This is a genomic window from Nostoc sp. (genome assembly GCF_036917135.1).
Taxonomy (GTDB): Bacteria; Cyanobacteriota; Cyanobacteriia; order Cyanobacteriales; family Nostocaceae; genus Nostoc.
The window spans coordinates 284,746-304,247 of sequence record NZ_JBALEA010000023.1 but is presented as its reverse complement, the minus strand read 5'-3'; the positions used below and the strand labels follow the sequence as shown (position 1 = coordinate 304,247).

Below are 19,502 nucleotides of genomic sequence, written 5' to 3'. Positions count from 1 at the left end.
AAAAACCTAACCCCCTAGCCCCCTTCCCTTGTAGGGAAGGGGGAAAATTCAAAGTCTCTCTCCTTTTAGGAGAGAGATTTAGAGAGAGGTTTTCCAGATACCGTAAAAACTCTGCGTTCCTCTGCGTTCCTTTGCGTTAAAAAAAATATGACCAATCCCCCAGCACCAACCACCGCCCAGATAGACAAAGTGCGCCTCCATATCAAAAAAACATGGAAAACCTTAACGCGATCGCACGAACACTTATTACAATCTGCCAAAGATACCAAACTAGATCACAAACCAGAAACTCCCTGGCTCGTTTACATTTCCCTCTCCGAAGATTGTCCGAACATTCAGACTGTGTTAGAGCGATCGCTATCTCCCAAAGATATGCAACAGTTAGAAATTCGCACCTTACCATCAGAAGTGGAAGCGATTGAAGAGCATGGATTATTATACTTACCAGGGTCTTATGTGGTACCCGGTGGCCGCTTTAACGAAATGTATGGCTGGGACAGCTACTTTATATTACTGGGACTTTTGCGCGATGGTGAATTAGAGCTAGCCCAAAGCCAAGTAGACCAATTGCTGTACCAGGTAAAGCATTACGGCACCATCCTCAATTCCAACCGGACTTATATGTTGTCGCGATCGCAGCCTCCAGTCCTCAGCATGATGGTTTGGGCATTATTCCAGCACACCCAGGATGAAGAGTGGTTAAGGACAACGGTCCCGCTTTTAGAGCAATTTTACTATTATTGGGTAGTACCGCCCCATCTAAATGCTGCAACCGGTTTATCTAGATTCTATGCCTTTGGGGAAGGCGCTGCGCCAGAAGTTTTGTTTTCTGAGCGGGATGAAGAGGGAAAAAGCCACTACGATCGCGTCAAGGAATATTACCAAAGCTTTGAGGTTGCAGATTATGATGTGAACCTTTACTACGATCGCGAAAATGACGAACTGACTAATTTATTTTACAAGGGCGATCGCACCATGCGCGAGTCCGGTTTTGATATCACCAACCGATTTGGCCCCTTCAGTGCTGATATCCTCCACTATGCTCCTGTGTGCCTCAACAGTTTGCTGTATCAGATGGAACAAGATTTAGCCCAAATTAACCATGTTTTTGGGAACGAAGAATTGGAACAGCAATGGCGCGATCGTGCAGATATCCGCCGCGATCGCATCGATCAGTTTCTCTGGGATGAAGAACAGGGACTCTATTTCGACTATCATTTCCAAAGTGGAGAACGCCGCCGCTACGAATTTGCTACCACCTTTTATCCCCTCTGGCTGGGAATTGCTTCTCAAGCCCAAGCCCAGCGCGTCATGGAAAATCTTTCTTTATTTGAAGCCCCAGGTGGAATTTTAACCAGTACTCATGTCACCGGTAACCAGTGGGATGCACCTTTTGGTTGGGCACCACTGACATTAATTGCTGTCCAGGGACTTCACCGCTATGGGTATCATCTAGAAGGCGATCGCATTGCCAATAAATTTATCGCTATGGTAATTAAAGAATTCGAGCGTCGTAATACCCTAGTTGAGAAATATGATGTTGAGCGCTGTTCTGCTAACGTTTCCGATGATATTTCCTTTGGATATAGTTCTAACGAAGTTGGTTTCGGCTGGACAAATGGAGTCATTCTAGAACTTTTAGCAGCCGGTGGGAAAAAAGTTTAAATAAGAAGGTGTGAGTTTTTCCTCACGCCTTTACCTTATTTATTACACTTGACTCTATATGGATTATGAGTATCTCGCCCAATCGACTTAAAGAACTCCAAAATATCCCTGATACAACGATTGATACTTCAGATATTCCTGAATTAGATCAGCAATTCTGGGAAACAGCCAAAATGGTAAAATGTGTTAGCCCCCTGGCGATCGCTGAATCGGTTGTACACTCAGACGATAGCCGAGATTGTTGACGGTGCGTTGCGCTCTGCGACAACACACCCTACATTAAAACTCCTTAACATAGCTGGAAATATTAGCATCGACTTACTTAGCTTAGTTATAAAATGTATCTTAAAAGCCTCAATAAATCTATCATGAGGAATAATCACAATGGTTCAATCAGCCTCAAAAATTCTAACCGTTGATGAATTTATTAACAACTACAGTGAGTGCGATCGCTATGAATTAATTGATGGTGAATTAATTGAGATGGAACCAACTGGACTACACGAGCAAGTATCAGCATTGATTGGACGAAAACTGAATGTAGAAATTGATCGTCACGATCTAAGCTACTTTATCCCCCATCGCTGTCTAATCAAACTATTAGGAACAGAAACAGCTTTTCGTCCCGATGTGATTGTGTTAGACCAAACTCAATTAATTAATGAACCATTATGGCAACAACAACCTATAATTACATTAGGAAACTCAATCAAATTGATTGCTGAAGTTGTTAGCACAAACTGGCAGAACGATTATGCCCGCAAAGCTGAAGATTACGCCTTGTTGGGAGTTCCTGAATATTGGATTGTTGATTATCTGGGTATTGGTGGCAGAGAATATATTGGCAAACCCAAACAGCCAACGGTAACAATTTGTAGTTTAATAGAAGATGAGTATCAAAAACAGTTGTATCAAAACAACGATCAACTTATTTCCTCAATCTTTCCCAACTTGCAACTAACGGCACAACAAGTTTTTACGGCTGGGCGATCTGTCATTGAGTGAAATGGGATATAGCAGTTCCCATTCAGATGCGTTACAACATTATATCGCAAGGTGTAGGGGCACGGCATGCCGTGCCCCTACGGGTTTACATCACTGTGGAAACGCTTAATTGAAGCAGCTTACCCAATCAATAGCTGCATAAGTGCCGCGATAAGTAGTCCAACTAACCGTACAGGTTTTTTTTGCCGAATAACCCTCAAGAAGTAAATTAGTAATTTCTTGGTACAAAGGATTATCCTTCCACAAACATATCCAACCACCAGCAGTTGGTAATGTAGGGTTTATTTGAAGACATACACCCCTTCCTGGTACCTGACTATTTAGATGATATTGGTTAATTGTACCAGTTGCATCGTAAGCCAGAGATGGTGTATTACCCAGCATAACTAAAGCACAAGGTAAACCCAAATACTTGAAAAGTTTTGCATTCATAAACTTTCAGTCCTTTGTTATGTGATTAAATGTCTAGAATTGACAAAACAAACGTCTAATCCTAGACCCAAAGTAGTTTTAGTAAACTAAATCAAGCCAAATAAAAGCATATCTGAAAAGTAAAAAACGCATCCTGCCAAACTACTAAACTAGCCTGAGAGAGTTGCTAGAAAATTTACTTTTTCAGATTAAAATGCTGATGAAAAACAAGTAAATATTATGAGAGGATGTTTTAAAAGTATTGGGCGAATCTAATTCGCTACTACACAACATAAGTCCACCGTCGGGGACTAATGCAAAATCAAAAGTTTATTAACCTGCGGAGGCAGGTAAAGTCTCGTGTAGCGGCGATTTCTAATCGCCCAGGCGAGCAATAAACAAGACTTTACAAACATCTTCTGAAATTCATAACCAGATTATCTTAATATTTTGTCGCCGATAAGTCAAGTTAATAAAATTCATATTTTTAATTGCAACTATAGTCCTACTTAATCATTTGTAAACAACGAGATCCCCAACTTCTTAGAGAAGTTGGGGATCTGAGTCTTGCGATTTTCACAAATCAAATAGGATTCCTATATGACGCTCTTTTATTACTCTGGCTAGAGAATATTAAAAACCTTGTTTCTCCGACTTTAAAAAAGATTGAAGGTCAGAATCTTATTTTCCTCTTTGCAGAGATATAAAACACCGATAAATAAGTAGTGCGGGCAGCGTTCGACTGAGCGCTTACGCCGAAGTCTTGCCCGATACTACAATATGGGAGCAAGATGCTCCCGCTACTATCAGCAAGGATTTTTATATTCAGCACCTAATTATTCTCATCTTTACGCTTATCATAAGGCTCACCTGTAAAAGGTTGTACGCCACTAACAGGATAAGCATCATCGCTAGGGCTAAAAATCCGCATTGCAGCTTCAGAAATATACTTGGTTATGTTCGCAATGATGTTGGAAATAGCCATAATATTTGACTCCTTATTTTCGAGTCGCTATTAATTGTGATACCTACACTTTAATGCTGATATTGAACGCTTAGTCATGTTCTCAATATATTGAGATTATACGCAATATTTATTCAGATAACTTCGCAATACTTTAATTTGTCAGAAAGCCAAACTTTTCTCATTAATTCTAATTGTAACTTAGTCATTTTTTCAACCCAAGTCTGGGAAAGAGGCTGGTAAACAAACTTGCCTTACCAGGATATTATTTTCTTTCATTAGCCACCTGTCTAATTAAAATAATTACATCACAAAACAAAGACGCGATAAATCGCCATCTCTACAAAGGACTGATTATTGTCAAGACGGCAATTTATCGCGTCTCTTGCCAAAACCTACGCAGTATTGAATACAAACCTAACCCCCAGCCCCTTCCCTACTAGCGTTGGGGAGTAAGATTCAAAGCATCTCTCCTAAAAGGAGAGAGGTCAGAATGTATTGCATAAAAACGAAAAATGCTATATTACTATTAAAAAATATTAAGTATTTGATGAAGTTAGTATTAATTTATCGATAAATCTACGGTTTTACGGCAATCTCAGGAAATATACTTCGTGGTAGTTGACATTATTTATGGTAAATATTACCATAATCAGCAGAAGCATCTTGTAAGGAAGCTCTTGCATGACAACTTTGCCAGATTTGAATTATGTACATAAACAGCCAAGCCAGCAGAACCAGGAACTAAACCTTTCTGCCGATGACTACAGCTTGCTGACCGACCTTTACCAGTTAACAATGGCAGCTTGTTACACAGGCGAAGGTATAGAACAACGACGGGCAAGCTTTGAATTGTCTGTCAGACGATTGCCAGAGGGTTTTGGTTATTTAATTGCAATGGGGCTGACGCAGGCATTGGAATATTTAGCCAAAATCCGCTTTAGTTCCGCGCAAATTGCGGCATTACAGGCAACGGGAATTTTCGCTCACGCAGGCGATCGCTTTTGGTCACTTTTAGCTGAGGGAAAGTTTACCGGTGATGTTTGGGCAGTACCAGAAGGGACAGCCGTCTTTGCCAATCAACCACTGTTGCGGGTGGAAGCACCACTTTGGCAAGCCCAACTGGTAGAAACTTACCTGCTGAATACGATTAATTACCAGACTTTGATTGCCACAAAAGCAGCCCGGTTGCGTGATGTAGCGGGGGAGAAAGCAACACTTTTAGAATTTGGCACAAGACGAGCATTTAGTCCCCAAGGCTCTTTGTGGGCGGCGCGGGCGGCCTTAGCAGGTGGGTTAGATTCCACCTCTAATGTGTTAGCAGCGCTACAACTAGGACAACAGCCAAGTGGTACGATGGCGCACGCCCTGGTGATGGCGTTATCAGCAATAGAAGGCACTGAAGAACAAGCTTTTAGTGCATTTCATCGATATTTTCCGGGTGCGCCATTGCTGATTGATACTTACGATACCATTGCTGCTGCCCAACGCTTGGCCGAAAAAGTCAATTCCGGGGAAATGCAATTAACAGGAGTGCGATTGGACTCAGGAGATTTAGTTACCTTATCAAAACAGGTGCGATCGCTCCTTCCCGGTGTGCCAATTTTTGCTAGTGGCGACTTGGATGAGTGGGAAATTGCCAAATTAAAAGCTGCTGGGGCGCCAATTGATGGTTACGGATTGGGAACGCGACTAGTTACAGGTTCGCCTGTAAATGGAGTTTACAAACTTGTGGACATTGATGGCATCCCAGTGATGAAGCAGTCTAGTGGTAAAGTTACTTATCCAGGACGCAAGCAGATTTTTCGCTCGTTTACGGGAGGTAAGGTAAAAGCAGACAGGTTGGGACTTTTAGGTGAAATTGCTTTGGATGAAGAAGCTTTGTTGCAGTTGGTAGTGCAAGAAGGTGAACAGGTGCAGCCTTTGGAGTCGTTGGCAACAATTCGTCAGCGTACCGCCGCCTCAGTTGCTAGTTTGCCACAACATACACGGCGTTTGGATCATCCGGTGGCTGTAGAAGTGGAAATTTCTGAGGGGTTACGGGTGTTGACTGAAGAAACTAAGAAACGAACCGCAGAGGCGCTGAGTACACAGAGGTAATAATTACTCTTTCGGTATGTCTTAATTACGAATTACGAATTACGTTAGCGCAGCGTTAGCGAGTCCTTGAGCGTCATTACGAATTATTATGAGAGTTGCTTTGTTTGGAACTAGTGCCGATCCACCAACTGCGGGACATCAAAAAATTCTGAGTTGGCTGTCTGAGGGTTATGATTGGGTAGCGGTTTGGGCAGCAGATAATCCATTTAAGTCTCATCAAACACCCTTAGAGCATCGGGCGGCAATGTTGCGGCTGTTGATTGCGGATATAGACGCGCCACGGCACAATATTGCTTTGGAACAAGAATTGAGTAGCTTCAGAACACTGGAAACAGTAGAAAAAGCGAAGCTTATTTGGGGTGAAGATGCTGAATTAACGATGATCATTGGTTCAGATTTACTGAGTCAGCTACCACGTTGGTATCGCATTGAAGATTTGTTACAGGAAGTGCAACTACTGATTGTACCGCGACCCGGATATGCAATAGATGAATCTAGTTCAGAGGTAGTGCAAAAGCTGGGAGGGAAAATTGCGATCGCTAGTCTGACCGGTCTAGATGTTTCCTCGACAGCGTACCGCGAACATGGAGATTCTCAAGCCCTCACAGCCCCTGTAGTTGCCTATATTAATCGAGAGCATTTGTACGAATGCCAGGACGTTCCCAAAAGAAGATACCAACTCCGTTAAACCAACAACCTTTGGCCGATTTCAAGGTTGGTGTTGATAATGTAATTTTTTCTGTAGATACTGTCCAAAATCGGCTGTTAGTTCTATTAGTAATGCGACAGCAAGAACCATTTTTAAATCATTGGAGTCTTCCTGGTACTTTGGTGCGTCCAGGAGAGTCTCTAGAAGATGCCGCCTATCGCATTATGGCAGAGAAAATTAAGGTCAACAATCTCTATTTAGAACAACTGTATACATTTGGCGGGCCAAATCGCGATCCACGGGAAGCAACTGATAGTTATGGTGTGCGTTATCTATCAGTTAGTTACTTTGCCCTAGTGCGATTTGAAGAAGCCGAATTGATTGCCGATCGCATGACTGGTATAGCTTGGTATCCGGTAAAACAAGTGCCGCAATTAGCTTTTGACCATAATGAAATTCTGGCTTATGGACACAGACGGTTACGAAATAAATTAGAGTATAGCCCGGTGGCTTTTGAAGTCTTGCCAGAAATGTTCACCTTAAATGATTTATATCAGTTATACGCCACAGTTTTAGGTGACAATTTTTCCGATTATTCTAATTTTCGAGCGCGTCTACTCAAATTAGGTTTTTTATGCGATACCGGAATTAAGGTATCACGGGGTGCTGGTCGTCCAGCTAGTTTGTATAAGTTTGATGCGGAAGCTTTTGCTCCCCTGAAGGATAAACCTCTGGTGTTTATTTAATGAACGGTTACGTGAGATGAGAAAGATAAAGGGAATAACCAATCTGACTTTTAACGTCATGTAGAAAATCTCACGTTAAACCTAACCCCCTAAGCCCCAACTCGTCGCCGGAAGGGGGAAAATTCAAAGTCTCTCTCCTAAAAGGAGAGAGAAATAGAAGTGAGGTTTTCCAGATACCGTGAAAAGTCAGAATAACCAATGCCCAATGCCCCATAACAAATAATATGAAAATAGCGATCGCTCAAATTAATCCTACTATCGGTGATTTGCTTTTCAATGCCCAAAAAATCCTGGAGGCGGCACAACGAGCAGCATCTAGCGGTGCGCGTTTATTGCTGACACCAGAACTTTCTTTATGTGGCTATCCACCAAGAGATTTATTACTAAATCCTAGTTTTGTGGAAGCGATGGGCATCACTTTACAAAACTTGGCGCAGGATTTACCACCAAATTTAGCTGTGTTGGTAGGAACTGTTCAACAGAACCTCGAAGCGTCCATTACTGGCGGTAAAAGTTTATTTAACAGTATGGCTTTGTTAGAGGATGGCAAGGTTAAGCAAGTTTTTCACAAACGACTTTTGCCTACTTACGATGTATTTGATGAACGTCGCTATTTTGAACCAGGTTTGCAAGCTAACTTTTTCACTTTAGATAATATCAATATTGGCGTAACTATTTGCGAAGATTTATGGAATGATGAGGAATTCTGGGGCAAACGTAGCTATGCAGTAAATCCGATTGCTGACTTAGCAATTTTGGGTGTAGATTTGATTGTAAATTTGTCTGCTTCGCCCTACACGGCTGGCAAGCAGCAGTTCCGCGAAATCATGCTCAGGCATAGTGCAATACGTTTTCAACAACCGATGATTTACGCTAATCAGGTTGGCGGAAATGATGACCTTATTTTTGATGGGCGGAGTTTTGCCTTGAATCGTCAAGGTGAAGTTATGTGTCGTGCCTGTGGCTTTGATACCGATTTAGTGGTAGTTGAATTTGATGAAACCCAACGTGATTTCCAATTGGGTTCTGTAGAACCTGCATATCAATCAGAAGATGAAGAAATTTGGCAAGCGTTGGTTTTGGGAGTGCGAGATTATGCTCGGAAGTGTCGCTTTTCTAAAGTAGTATTGGGTTTAAGTGGCGGGATTGACTCTGCCATAGTAGCTGCGATCGCTACTGCTGCACTTGGTAAAGAAAATGTCCTGGGTGTTCTCATGCCCTCCCCTTACAGTTCGGAGCATTCTATCAGTGATGCTGTGGCATTAGCCGAAAATTTGGGGATTAAGACTAATCTTTTACCAATTGGCGAGTTAATGCAAGGCTTCGATCAAACATTAGGTGAATTGTTTGCGGGTACTGAGTTTGGACTGGCAGAGGAGAATATCCAATCGCGGATTCGGGGTAATTTATTAATGGCGATCGCAAATAAATTTGGCTATCTGCTTTTATCTACCGGTAACAAGTCAGAAATGGCAGTTGGTTACTGTACCCTCTACGGCGATATGAATGGCGGCTTAGCGGTAATTGCAGATGTTCCTAAAACCCGTGTGTATTCACTTTGCTATTGGTTAAATCGCAATAATGAAATCATCCCAGAAAACGTCTTGACTAAAGCACCCAGCGCCGAACTCAAACCAGGTCAAGTTGATCAAGACTCTCTACCGCCCTACGAAATTTTGGACGATATTTTGCAACGCCTGATTCACAATCATCAATCAGCAGTACAGATTGTTGCAGCCGATCACGATCCGGTGATTGTAGACAGAGTAATCCAAATGGTGGCGCGGGCTGAATTTAAACGGCGACAAGCACCCCCCGGCTTGAAAATCACCGATCGCGCCTTTGGAACTGGTTGGCGAATGCCGATCGCTAGTAACTGGCTTGGTGTCAAAAACCCCTACCAGACTAAAACCATAGCTACACCTACCTTAGTCTGTTGGGATGGACAAGATACCCATTAGTTTAGGATTTATACCGACATAAAAAATCCAAGAAGTTACTGTGGCGACGTGTAGGAGAGTTTGTAGATGCTGCCACTGTAGTCATCCGAGATTAACAAATTACCCTGTTGATCCACAGCCGTATCCACCGGTCGCCCCCAGACTTCTTGCGTTTCTGGAACTACCCAGCCACTAACTAAATCTATCTGCTTCCCTGGGATCTTTGTTTTACTGTTCCAGCGAAAGTAAGCTATTTTATAGCCCGTTTTCTCCTGCCGATTCCATGAGCCGTGCAACCCTAGCAGTACCCCACTTGAGTAGAGGCTGGGAAATTGAAGGGCGCATAGCTCATTGTGTTAGACACCTTAACCTTGGCTTCAACAGACGCACCTGCTGGGATGGCCAACGCTGGGGTGGAAACAACCTCGAAGGGCATCATAGTAGTAAGCAGGGCGAGCAAGCTAACTAGCCGCGCAGATACTATCCGTCCGAGCCACTGTTTTGGCTGTAGAGGAAACACAATTGACATTTTCAACTTCCTTTTAATGTGGGTAATGAAGAGTGCTGAGTTAACAATCAGAATTCATTCTGAATTCTGTCCGAATGGCGGATAGCGGACTTCTTAGGCTCCGCCAACGAGTCTGCGATTCTGAATTGACTCAAATTAATGAGCAAAAAACCTTGTGGGGGTTAAATAACATCCAAATCGGGCAGACCATCAAAATAAAACAACGCTATTTTTCGTCTCTAAACTATCAGCAGCTACATGAAATACTCATTGCTGTATTGTTTGAAGACATATAGATAAATGTTGTCTAAAACCCTTAAACAGACTGGATTATAAACTTCCGAAAAAATCTAATTGTTACCCGAATATCTCTGAATTGCAGGTTTGATTGATTAAGATTGCTCTTGCCTAGATTTAATTAGCATATATAGAACTCCGACTTGATTGATGAAAAGTTTTTAAGATCAAAGTTTTGCTGGACAAAAGTTTTAGTCTCAGTATGCTTTCAAAATTCAAGTCTGACTTCTATATTTGGTTACATACTATTGAGAGAAAATTGGAAAGTAATTCGTAGATTCACTAATATTTAAATTTACTTTAAAAGATTGTGAGTAAATTTACGTTAGTAAATTTACGCAAGGTAGAATTTAAGATCATGTTTTAGCAAAAAGTGGCGATACTCAAATACGAGTTATTGTTAGCTTACTGACATCATTTCTCTATCTTCATCCTTACCGGAGAATTACTAATAGAAAATCCCCGACGCGTAGGTTTAATATTAGCTAACTCTACCTGAAAAGTTACCTTATCACTCATTTCTCCACTTCTGGCTTCCAAAGTCCACTTACCAGGGTGCAAATTCCAAAATAAAGAATTAGCTGAATGAGTATCTAACTTTTCACCATTTAACCGCCACTCCACAGATGCAGATTTATTTCCCACTAATTTGAATTCTAATTTTTGCTTCGCTTCTTCGCCGGGATACACTAAGAATAAATCGCCCTGACGTGGAGATAGAATTCTCAAATTGTTAGAAGTAAAATTTGATTGCTGTTGTTTTGCCAACCATTCATCATACTCTGGTGGCAAATTAAATTGATTTTCAGCTTCGTAATTACTTTTATCTTCTGGATAGAAATATTCTTGCACCACTGAGGTACAATCTGGTGTTGGTCGTAACCCCGAAATTGCACAAATAGGTAATTGCACCAAACCTTCTGGAGGCGGAAAATCTGCTGGTTCTTGATGTTCGTGCAGATGTAACATAATTCGATTCCATAAGGGTGCAGCCCCTGTCACACCTGAAACCTGTCGCATCGGTTCGCCGTTGAAATTACCTACCCAAGTAGCGACGGTGTAATCTGTGGTGAAGCCAACAGTCCAAGTATCACGAAAATTGGAAGAAGTACCAGTTTTAACAGCAGAGGCAAAGGGTAAATGTAACACTGAGTCTACACCAAAAGCTGTTGCACGAGCATGGTTGTCACTGAGTATGTTGGTGATTAATTGCCAGATTGTGTAATTAGGGAGTGGAGAGTTTGTAGAGACGCGATTCATCGCGTCTGTAGGGATTGGGGAATTAGAAAATGTGCTGACTATTGGGGTTGCATCTCCAAGTCGTGCTATGGTCAGGTAGGCACGGGCTAGTTCCCACAGACTGACTTCGCCACTACCTAAAGTTAAACCCAAACCATAATGTTCTGGAGTTTGATTGAGGTGTTCAAATCCCAGTTGATGCAGTCGTTCTAAAAAAGTTTCCACACCTACTTTTTCTAACACCCTGACTGCGGGTACATTTAGGGAATTTGCTAAAGCGATTCGCACCCGCACAGGGCCAAGAAACTTTTCGGTGTAATCAGTTGGGCTATAAAGTTTTGCACCGGGAATTGCATAATGGGCGGGTACATCTGCCAAAATGGTATTTGGACGAATTAAACCTTTTTCTAAAGCTAATTCATAGACAAAAGGCTTAAGGGTAGATCCTGGTTGACGTAGCGCTTGCACTCCATCATTGCGTCCCAGTTTGGCTTCATTAAAGTAATCAGGGGAACCGACATAAGCCAAAACTTCACCAGTGCGGTTGTCAATCACCAAGGCGGCTGCATCATGGACATTGTTAGCGGCGAGAGAAGAAATTACCTGCTGTACTTGTGCTTCGACAAACTGCTGTAAAGGGCGATTTATCGTGGTGCGAATCACGGATTGATCCCCCCTAACCCGCCTTAAAAAGGGGGGAACTAAGCCCTCTTTTTCAAGGGAATTTGGGGGGATTTGATTGGCTAACCAAAATAAAAAGTGTGGTGCGGCGATAATTCCCCTTTGGCGAGATTGAAACACAACTTTTTCGGCAGGTGTTCGGGTGGCGATCGCCTCACTAATATACTTTTCCTGTACCATCCGATTAAGGACGTATTTTTGTCGTTGCTTCAGCCGTTCCCAATGCTCATAAGGATTAAAATATGTGGGATTATTAGGAATAGCAGCCAACAAACTAGCTTGGGCAAGATTCAATTCACTAGCTGGGATGGAAAAATAAGTCCGCGCAGCTGCTTCTACACCATATATATTCCCTCCCATTGGCAGCCGATTGATATATGCAGAGAGAATTTCATCTTTATTCATCCCTGCTGCTAACCGCCAAGATAGCCAAATCTCACTCAGTTTACCAGAGAAACTGCGAGGCACTGGATCTAACATCCGTGCCAACTGCATAGTAATAGTGGAAGCACCGGAAATAATTCGTTTCGCGTGAATAGCTTCTTTGCTGGCGCGGATAACAGCTTTCATATCCAACGCCCCATGATGGTAAAAGCTGCCATCTTCGGCGGCTAAAATTGCATGGATAAACTGGGGCGAAACCTGATTTAGTGGTACTACTGATGTATGCTCTTGGTCACGGGTGAGTATTGTTCCTAATGGTAAACCATTGCGATCGCTAAATTGCATTGCCAATTGATTTTGGACAATATCTGCGGCACGAATGGGCGCAACATAAGGTATTAGGCGTACAATCAGGCAGATTAGCAGCACAGCCACAGCTAGGATAATTTTACTAGTGCGCTTAAGTTTGAGTAGCGATCGTGAAATTAGTTTCATCAGGGAATCCCCTGTCTAAGAAAACTTACCTTAATTTTCCTGCCGACTTACTTACATCTACATCAGTAAATATGTCAAACCCTTAATAATTCATTGCTACTAACTTAGCAGATGTAAATTAATGTTTGCGAAATTAAAATACTTCTTTATAGTTAAGAATTGTAGTCATTTTCTGGAACAATCACACTGAGTTGGTTATCTATATAAATAAACATAGTTTCATTCAAACTTTGGGTACAAATAACTAGTTATATGATGTACTTTATTAGCCTTGACATTGCCCACGGAATAAAGTAATGCAAGGTTTTGTTCACTATAATTTATGAATTTTTAATTTTGAGCTACTAAAAAATATGATTATCAGATTTTTACTCCGTTTACAACATACAATTTCCCATCTCTTATTTAACGTTCTTGGCGGTAGCCTTCGGCAAGCCGTACCCCTACGGGGAAGCAAGCTACGCGTAGCGTCTCGTAGAGAAGCGTCTACGTTAAAAAAAATTAGTCATTCCTCAAATCGCAAGAGAACAATACAGTTTATTCTGCTCTTTACATTTACACTAGCGATGACCGGGTGTAACTTTTTTGGTATCAACTCAGCTAAAGAACAACTCCCAGCAGTTTCCTCACTCACACCGCCGAAATTACCAGACTGGATTGAACAAATTAGTCCTATTGGGGATGCCAAACCTCTCAACCAAATCCGCATCCGTTTTAAAGAAGCTTTAATCCCAGTTGAAAGTCTTGATAGCCCAGAACAGCAAAAATTATTACAAAAATTTGCCATTTGGCCGCCTTTGCCCGGTCAATTTCGCTTTTTAACACCGCGCATGGTGGGATTTCAAGCTGATAAAGCATTGCCAATAGCAACAAGATTTCAAGTCACACTCAAAGCAGGTTTAGCCGATTTAAAAAATCATCGCCTAGATAAAGATTTGCCTTGGACATTCAACACCGAATCTATCAACCTGACTAATTTACCCGGTGTCAATCCCATTGAAAAAGCTGATATTGAACCAATTGATTTACAGCAGAAGTTACAGTTTACTTCCAATGTAGAATTGGATTTAGCTTCTGTACAAGAACATTTGCAGTTAATTCCTGAAGGAAAAAACAAGGGTGTAGGCTTTAAAGTCGAATTAAATAAAGAAGAAAAACCATTAAAAAATGAAGAAGACCCTTTAGAAAAATTTGACCCCTCAGCAAGTAATTGGATTTATAACCTCATCCCCCAGCAGAATCTCGAAAAAGCAACTCGTTATCGCCTAGTATTTTCTCCCGGAATCCGCCCCGCTTATGGCAATCTACCTACAGAGAAACAATTTGCCACTAAGTTAGCAACTTATTCACCTTTGGCATTTCAGCAAATTAACTTTTACGGACAGCCAGATTCAGGTGGAACTTTTGGAAGGTTTATTAAAGGCAGCCCGCAGCTAGAATTTAATAATGTCTTACTGCCAGATTCAGCTATAAGAAATATTACTATTAATCCACCACCAAAACCAATTTCGAGAGTTATCCAAATAAACGAGCAAGATAAAATTATTGGCATCAATCCTTATGCACTAGAACCAGCCAAGAGTTATACAATTACTATCGGCGAAAATCTCAAAGATAAGTTTGGGCAAACTTTGGGTAAACCTATCACACTTAAATATGATACTGGAGATTTAGCCGGGGATATCTGGGTGCCATCAGATTTGAATATTTTCCCCACAGATAAAGATTTACAGCTAAATATTAGTACGGGAAATCTACCAGAATCCAAATACAAAGCAGCTTATCGAGTAGTTAAACCAACAGATTTAGTTTATTTTAATAATGGTAGTGATTTATTACCACAACCTTCTGAATGGCAAAGCTTTCAGGTTTCGGGTAAGAAAAATCAATCAGTTGATATTGCTGTTCCTCTGCGGGAAAAACTAAGTGCGGCGACGGGGATGTTAGCTTATGGAGTGCAAGCCCGCACTAATAAATATCAGGATAATGGTAAGGAACTGTGGCGAGAACCTACGACTTACGGCTTAGTTGAATTGACGAATTTGGGCGTATTTACTCAGTGGTTTCCTGAGTCAGGGTTAATTCGCGTCAATCATCTTACAGATGGTTCGCCAGTTAAAACGGCTGCTATTGAAATTTATCAATCAAAATTACAAGCAAAATCTCGCACTGAAGCAGTACCTTGTGCAACGGGTAAAACTGATGAAAATGGAATTTTTAGAATTGTTAATGAAGGATTACAGAAATGTTATTCTGGGAATGAAAGCTCAAGTAAATCACCACAGTTATTAGTAATTGCCCGTGAAAATCAAGATTGGGCATTCGCTAGAACGGAAGAATATAGCGGTGTTTATGGATATGGGATTGATGCAGGTTGGCAAGATGCTAAACCCGAATCACGCGGGGTAATTTTCTCGGATAGACAGTTGTATCAACCAGGTGAAAAAGCTTGGTTGACTGGTTTTGCGGACTTCTTGCAAAATGGTGCAATTCAGCAAGATAAAAATGCTGTTTACCAATTAACTCTGGCAAATCCTGATGGACAAAAGACCAGCTTAGGTACGCAAACTACAAACGAATTTGGTACATTTTCTCTAGAATTACCAATCAAAACTACTCAGCGCTTAGGCTACTATACAATCCAGGCGAAGGGGAAGAATGGACAAGAAATTTCTGGAGAATTTCGGGTAGCTGAGTTTAAACCACCGAATTTTAAAGTCGAACTGAACTTAGATAAAGAATTCGCATACATTGACGAGAAGGTTAATATTAATGCTACAAGCAATTATTTGTTTGGCGCACCTGTAGAAGGTGGAGAAGCAAAATATTTTATTACTCGCCAACAGGCTAATTTTGTTCCTAAAGGTTGGGAAGAATTTACTTTTGGTAGACAATGGTTATGGCCGGAGGAAACTCCTAGTATATCTAGTGATGTATTGCAAACTAATGCCCAGCTAGATGCTAATGGTAAAAGTAGTCAAACTGTGAATGTGGCTAATGATTTACCATATCCGATGACTTATCAGGTAGATGTGCAAGTTGCAGATGTTTCTAATTTGTCTGTGGCGAATTCCAAAACTTTTACAGCCTTACCAAGTAATCGCCTTATCGGGTTAAAAAGCAATTTTATCGCTGATGCTGGTAAGGCTTTTCCCATTGAAGTGATTGTTACTGACCCTACAGGAAAACCGATCGCAGGTCAAGGAGTCCGGCTAGAATTACAACAGATTAAATACAGCAGCGTCACGCAATTAGTGGAAGGTAGTCGAACACCAAAAAATCAAGTTGAATATAAAACGGTAGGACAAGCAGAAATTACATCTGCTAGTAATCCACAATCGGTAAGTTTGACAGCACCGGAATCTGCTTCATACCGGATTAGAGTTAATTTTAGCGATGCCAAAAATGAATTAAGCGCCACAGATTTACAAATTTGGGCAACTGGAGGAAATTCTGTATTTTGGGGTTCTAAAGAAAAAGATGTTTTAGAAGTTAAATTAGATAAAAAAGAGTTTAAACCAGGTGAAACCGCTACTGCACTAATTCAATCTCCCTATCCAGATGGAGAATTGTACTTTGCTGTGATTAAAGACAAACCCCTGTATCAGCAAATTATCAAAGTTCAGGGAGGCGCACCACAAATTCAGTTTAAAGTTACGCCAGAAATGCTACCTAATGCAGCCATTGAAGCTGTATTAGTCAGACAAGGTAAACCCATAAACCAGGTAGAAGCGGGAAGTTTAGATAACTTGGTGAAGATTGGTTTTACACCTTTTAAAGTTAACTTAGAGGATAAGTATTTAAAACTGCAAGTCAAGCCAGTGCAAGCATCATTAGAACCTGGTGCAGAAGAAACGGTACAGTTAGAACTGAAGGATAACCAAGGCAATCCCACCAAAGGACAGTTTACAGTTATGGTGGTAAATGAAGCGGTGTTACAACTTTCTGGTTATCGTCCGCCAAATCTGGTGGATACAGTTTATGCAGAACAGCTAATATCTACCCGCTTTAACGATAATCGTGCGGATGTAATATTACAAGCACAAGATGTAGCTAAACCCAAAGGTTGGGGTTATGGCGGTGGTTTCTCAACTGGTGCAGCTAATACCCGGACTCGCACTGATTTTAAAGCTTTAGCTTACTACAACGGTTCTGTTCTTACCGATGCAAATGGGAATGCACAGATAACCTTTAAATTACCGGATGACTTAACTACATGGCGGGTGATGGCTGTAGCCACCGATGGAAATCTGCGTTTCGGGAATGGGGACGCGACGTTTATCACCACCAAGCCACTGCTAACTAATGCTATTTTGCCACAATTCGCCCGTCCAGGCGATCGCATCCTCGCTGGTTTATCTGTAACTAACAACACCGGGAATACAGGAAATCTCTCAATAAATGGCGAACTTAGCGGTACGGTGAAGTTTGCTGACAAAAACCCCACAACTAATTCTTTGCAAACCAAAGCTGAATCCGCAACTCACGCTTACCGCTTTCCAATGGTGGCGGATAGTGTGGGAGTTGGTAAAGTTCGGTTTACCACTCAACTAAATGGTACAGCCGCAGATGCTTTTGAAGTTCCTTTGGAAGTTAAGCCAATTGAAATTACAGAACAAGTCGTTGAAACTGGTGTCACTGATAAACAGGTGAAGATTCCTTTGAATGTCGATAAAAATACCTTCCCTGATGCGGGAGGTTTAGATATTCAGTTGGCGAGTACTTTGATAACGGAGATTCAAGCACCAGCCAAGCAGGTTTTAGAAGATGATGATTTACCCTTTACAGAACCTGCGGCGAGTCAATTAATAATTGCGGCTAATCTGCAAACTATTGCCCAAAAATATGGTCAGAAATTTACAGAATTTAATCCTAGCCAACAGGCAAATCAAGCCATTGATAAATTACAAAAACTCCAAATAGCCGATGGTGGTTTTGCAGCTTTCCCCGGACAAGAAAAATCCGACCCTTGGGTTTCTTCATACACGGGTGAATCTTTAGCTAAAGCCAGTCAGATATTCCCTAATTTAGTCGATTCTGTAATGGTATCTCGCCTGAAAACTTATTTGCAAAAAGTTCTGGCGAATCCTGGAGAATACGATTTTTGCAAACAACAATTATGTAAAAGGCAACTGCAACTTAATGCTTTAATTGCACTGGCACAAATTGGGGAAAAACGCAATACCTTTCTTGGAGATATTTATGAACAGCGCAACAACTTTGATTTAGTAACTCAAATTAAACTAGCGCGATACTTATCTCAATTCCCAGAATGGCAAAAGGAATCTCAACAATTAGTAAACAAGCTGCAACAGAATATCTATGAAACAGGCCGCACAGCAGTTGTAAGTTTACCAGGAAATTGGGGATGGATGAGTTCATCTACTGCGACCCAGGCGGAAGCTTTACGCTTATTTATTGCCAAACAAAGTAAACCCGAAGTTATAGATAAGTTATTCCAAAGTCTTCTCGCACTCCGACGGGATGGCACTTGGCAAACTAACTATAACAATGCTCAAGCCTTAACAGCTTTGGTAGAATATAGCCAACTGCAACCTACGCCGCCTAATTTTGTCGCCACAGTGGAATTAGCTGGTAATAAGTTAGGAGAAAATCGCTTTGAAGGCTATCAAAATCCTAGTTTACAGCTAAATGTGCCAATGAATAAATTACCTCGTGGTCGTAATGATTTAACGCTGCAAAAATCAGGTGATGGCACTTTGCACTATCTGGTTGCTTATAATTATCGCTTGCAGGGAAATCAACCAGGCAGATTTAATGGGTTACGCATAACACGAAAAATTAGTCAAGTAAATAAAGATCAAGTTTTGCAAAAAACAGGTCTTTACGCTTTTGATAAACCCTTGACTTTAGCCTCTGGACAGGTGTTTAATATTGGTTTAGAAATCATTGCCGATCATCCTGTGGATCATGTGGTGATAAAAGATCCTTTACCATCAGGTTTTGAGGCTGTGGATGCAAGTTTCCAAACTACCACAGCTACATTACAAGCAAACGCCGATAGCTGGGAACTTGGGTTTAAGAATGTGTACCGCGATCGCATTATCGCCTACGCCGACCACCTGGAACCAGGAGTTTATAGTCTGCATTACTTAGTCCGTTCTGTTACCCCTGGGACATTTTCTTGGCCTGGTGCCCAAGTTCACTTGCAATATGCACCAGAAGAATTTGGGCGTACTGCTGAGTCTACATTAATATTGGAGGATGGGAAGTAATCAATTCATCTTCTACGCTTATTGAATTGGCATTTTAATTATTAGTTAAGCATAACAAGTACTGAATAAGCATTATATTTAATGCATAAACCTCTGATAACGTAGTTGTTAGCACAAATTTTTATACCACAAATTAAGCTCGCAATACTTAATGATCTAAAGAGCAAAAAATACAGTAATGT

General features: G+C 41.3%; 13 protein-coding genes. 8 read left to right on the top strand and 5 right to left on the bottom strand.

The window, feature by feature from the left end; genetic code table 11:
* Window positions 1-147: 147 nt before the first annotated feature.
* From V7K50_RS06100 to V7K50_RS06090, 3 genes are all read left to right on the top strand, one after another.
* Window positions 148-1,665: a trehalase family glycosidase gene (locus V7K50_RS06100; RefSeq protein WP_334958157.1), complete on the top strand. Its 1,518-nt coding sequence runs from the start codon at window positions 148-150 to the stop codon at window positions 1,663-1,665.
* Between the two features lie 65 nt (window positions 1,666-1,730).
* Window positions 1,731-1,910 (top strand): hypothetical protein, encoded by a 180-nt coding sequence (locus tag V7K50_RS06095; RefSeq protein ID WP_334958155.1) that lies wholly within the window; start codon window positions 1,731-1,733, stop codon window positions 1,908-1,910.
* A 139-nt stretch (window positions 1,911-2,049) separates the two neighbouring features.
* Window positions 2,050-2,670, top strand: coding sequence for a Uma2 family endonuclease (locus V7K50_RS06090; RefSeq protein ID WP_334958153.1), 621 nt, complete (start codon window positions 2,050-2,052; stop codon window positions 2,668-2,670).
* Window positions 2,671-2,775: 105 nt separating this feature from the next.
* On the opposite strand, the gene V7K50_RS06085 is transcribed toward V7K50_RS06090, so the two are convergent.
* Both V7K50_RS06085 and V7K50_RS06080 read right to left on the bottom strand, forming a co-directional pair.
* A complete protein-coding gene (locus tag V7K50_RS06085; protein ID WP_334958151.1) occupies window positions 2,776-3,102 on the bottom strand; it encodes a hypothetical protein in 327 nt (108 codons plus the stop codon).
* Between the two features lie 811 nt (window positions 3,103-3,913).
* On the bottom strand, window positions 3,914-4,066 hold the full coding sequence (locus tag V7K50_RS06080) for a hypothetical protein (protein WP_334958149.1): 153 nt from the start codon (window positions 4,064-4,066) through the stop codon (window positions 3,914-3,916).
* A gap of 663 nt (window positions 4,067-4,729) precedes the next feature.
* On the opposite strand from V7K50_RS06080, the gene V7K50_RS06075 reads away from it, so the two are divergent.
* From V7K50_RS06075 to V7K50_RS06060, 4 genes are all read left to right on the top strand, one after another.
* A complete protein-coding gene (locus V7K50_RS06075) occupies window positions 4,730-6,145 on the top strand; it encodes a nicotinate phosphoribosyltransferase (protein WP_334958147.1) in 1,416 nt (471 codons plus the stop codon).
* 88 nt (window positions 6,146-6,233) lie between these two features.
* On the top strand, window positions 6,234-6,833 hold the full coding sequence (locus V7K50_RS06070) for a nicotinate-nucleotide adenylyltransferase (protein ID WP_334804823.1): 600 nt from the start codon (window positions 6,234-6,236) through the stop codon (window positions 6,831-6,833).
* On the top strand, window positions 6,794-7,540 hold the full coding sequence (locus V7K50_RS06065) for an NUDIX hydrolase (protein ID WP_012411955.1): 747 nt from the start codon (window positions 6,794-6,796) through the stop codon (window positions 7,538-7,540). Before V7K50_RS06070 ends, V7K50_RS06065 begins: the two co-directional genes overlap by 40 nt.
* Before the next feature lie 224 nt (window positions 7,541-7,764).
* Window positions 7,765-9,501, top strand: coding sequence for an NAD+ synthase (locus tag V7K50_RS06060; RefSeq protein ID WP_334958145.1), 1,737 nt, complete (start codon window positions 7,765-7,767; stop codon window positions 9,499-9,501).
* Between the two features lie 35 nt (window positions 9,502-9,536).
* On the opposite strand, the gene V7K50_RS06055 is transcribed toward V7K50_RS06060, so the two are convergent.
* From V7K50_RS06055 to pbpC, 3 genes are all read right to left on the bottom strand, one after another.
* Complete coding sequence (locus V7K50_RS06055; RefSeq protein WP_334958143.1) at window positions 9,537-9,776, bottom strand: hypothetical protein; 240 nt, start codon at window positions 9,774-9,776, stop codon at window positions 9,537-9,539.
* Between the two features lie 2 nt (window positions 9,777-9,778).
* Window positions 9,779-10,009: a hypothetical protein gene (locus V7K50_RS06050; protein ID WP_334958141.1), complete on the bottom strand. Its 231-nt coding sequence runs from the start codon at window positions 10,007-10,009 to the stop codon at window positions 9,779-9,781.
* A gap of 690 nt (window positions 10,010-10,699) precedes the next feature.
* Complete coding sequence (gene pbpC / locus V7K50_RS06045; RefSeq protein ID WP_334958139.1) at window positions 10,700-13,084, bottom strand: penicillin-binding protein 1C; 2,385 nt, start codon at window positions 13,082-13,084, stop codon at window positions 10,700-10,702.
* A gap of 566 nt (window positions 13,085-13,650) precedes the next feature.
* On the opposite strand from pbpC, the gene V7K50_RS06040 reads away from it, so the two are divergent.
* Window positions 13,651-19,320 carry an alpha-2-macroglobulin family protein gene (locus V7K50_RS06040; protein ID WP_334958386.1) on the top strand — a complete coding sequence of 1,890 codons (5,670 nt, stop codon included), beginning with the start codon at window positions 13,651-13,653 and terminating at the stop codon, window positions 19,318-19,320.
* Window positions 19,321-19,502: the final 182 nt, after the last annotated feature.

What these genes read in the sequence shown, in the direction of transcription:
- V7K50_RS06095 (WP_334958155.1), top strand. Translation starts at nt 1,731, where the DNA reads ATGAGTATCTCGCCCAATCGACTTAAAGAACTCCAAAATATCCCTGAT.
- V7K50_RS06075 (WP_334958147.1), top strand. Translation starts at nt 4,730, where the DNA reads ATGACAACTTTGCCAGATTTGAATTATGTACATAAACAGCCAAGCCAG.
- V7K50_RS06090 (WP_334958153.1), top strand. Translation starts at nt 2,050, where the DNA reads ATGGTTCAATCAGCCTCAAAAATTCTAACCGTTGATGAATTTATTAAC.
- pbpC (WP_334958139.1), bottom strand. Translation starts at nt 13,084, where the DNA reads ATGAAACTAATTTCACGATCGCTACTCAAACTTAAGCGCACTAGTAAA.
- V7K50_RS06040 (WP_334958386.1), top strand. Translation starts at nt 13,651, where the DNA reads ATGACCGGGTGTAACTTTTTTGGTATCAACTCAGCTAAAGAACAACTC.
- V7K50_RS06100 (WP_334958157.1), top strand. Translation starts at nt 148, where the DNA reads ATGACCAATCCCCCAGCACCAACCACCGCCCAGATAGACAAAGTGCGC.
- V7K50_RS06065 (WP_012411955.1), top strand. Translation starts at nt 6,794, where the DNA reads ATGCCAGGACGTTCCCAAAAGAAGATACCAACTCCGTTAAACCAACAA.
- V7K50_RS06070 (WP_334804823.1), top strand. Translation starts at nt 6,234, where the DNA reads ATGAGAGTTGCTTTGTTTGGAACTAGTGCCGATCCACCAACTGCGGGA.
- V7K50_RS06050 (WP_334958141.1), bottom strand. Translation starts at nt 10,009, where the DNA reads ATGTCAATTGTGTTTCCTCTACAGCCAAAACAGTGGCTCGGACGGATA.
- V7K50_RS06080 (WP_334958149.1), bottom strand. Translation starts at nt 4,066, where the DNA reads ATGGCTATTTCCAACATCATTGCGAACATAACCAAGTATATTTCTGAA.
- V7K50_RS06085 (WP_334958151.1), bottom strand. Translation starts at nt 3,102, where the DNA reads ATGAATGCAAAACTTTTCAAGTATTTGGGTTTACCTTGTGCTTTAGTT.
- V7K50_RS06060 (WP_334958145.1), top strand. Translation starts at nt 7,765, where the DNA reads ATGAAAATAGCGATCGCTCAAATTAATCCTACTATCGGTGATTTGCTT.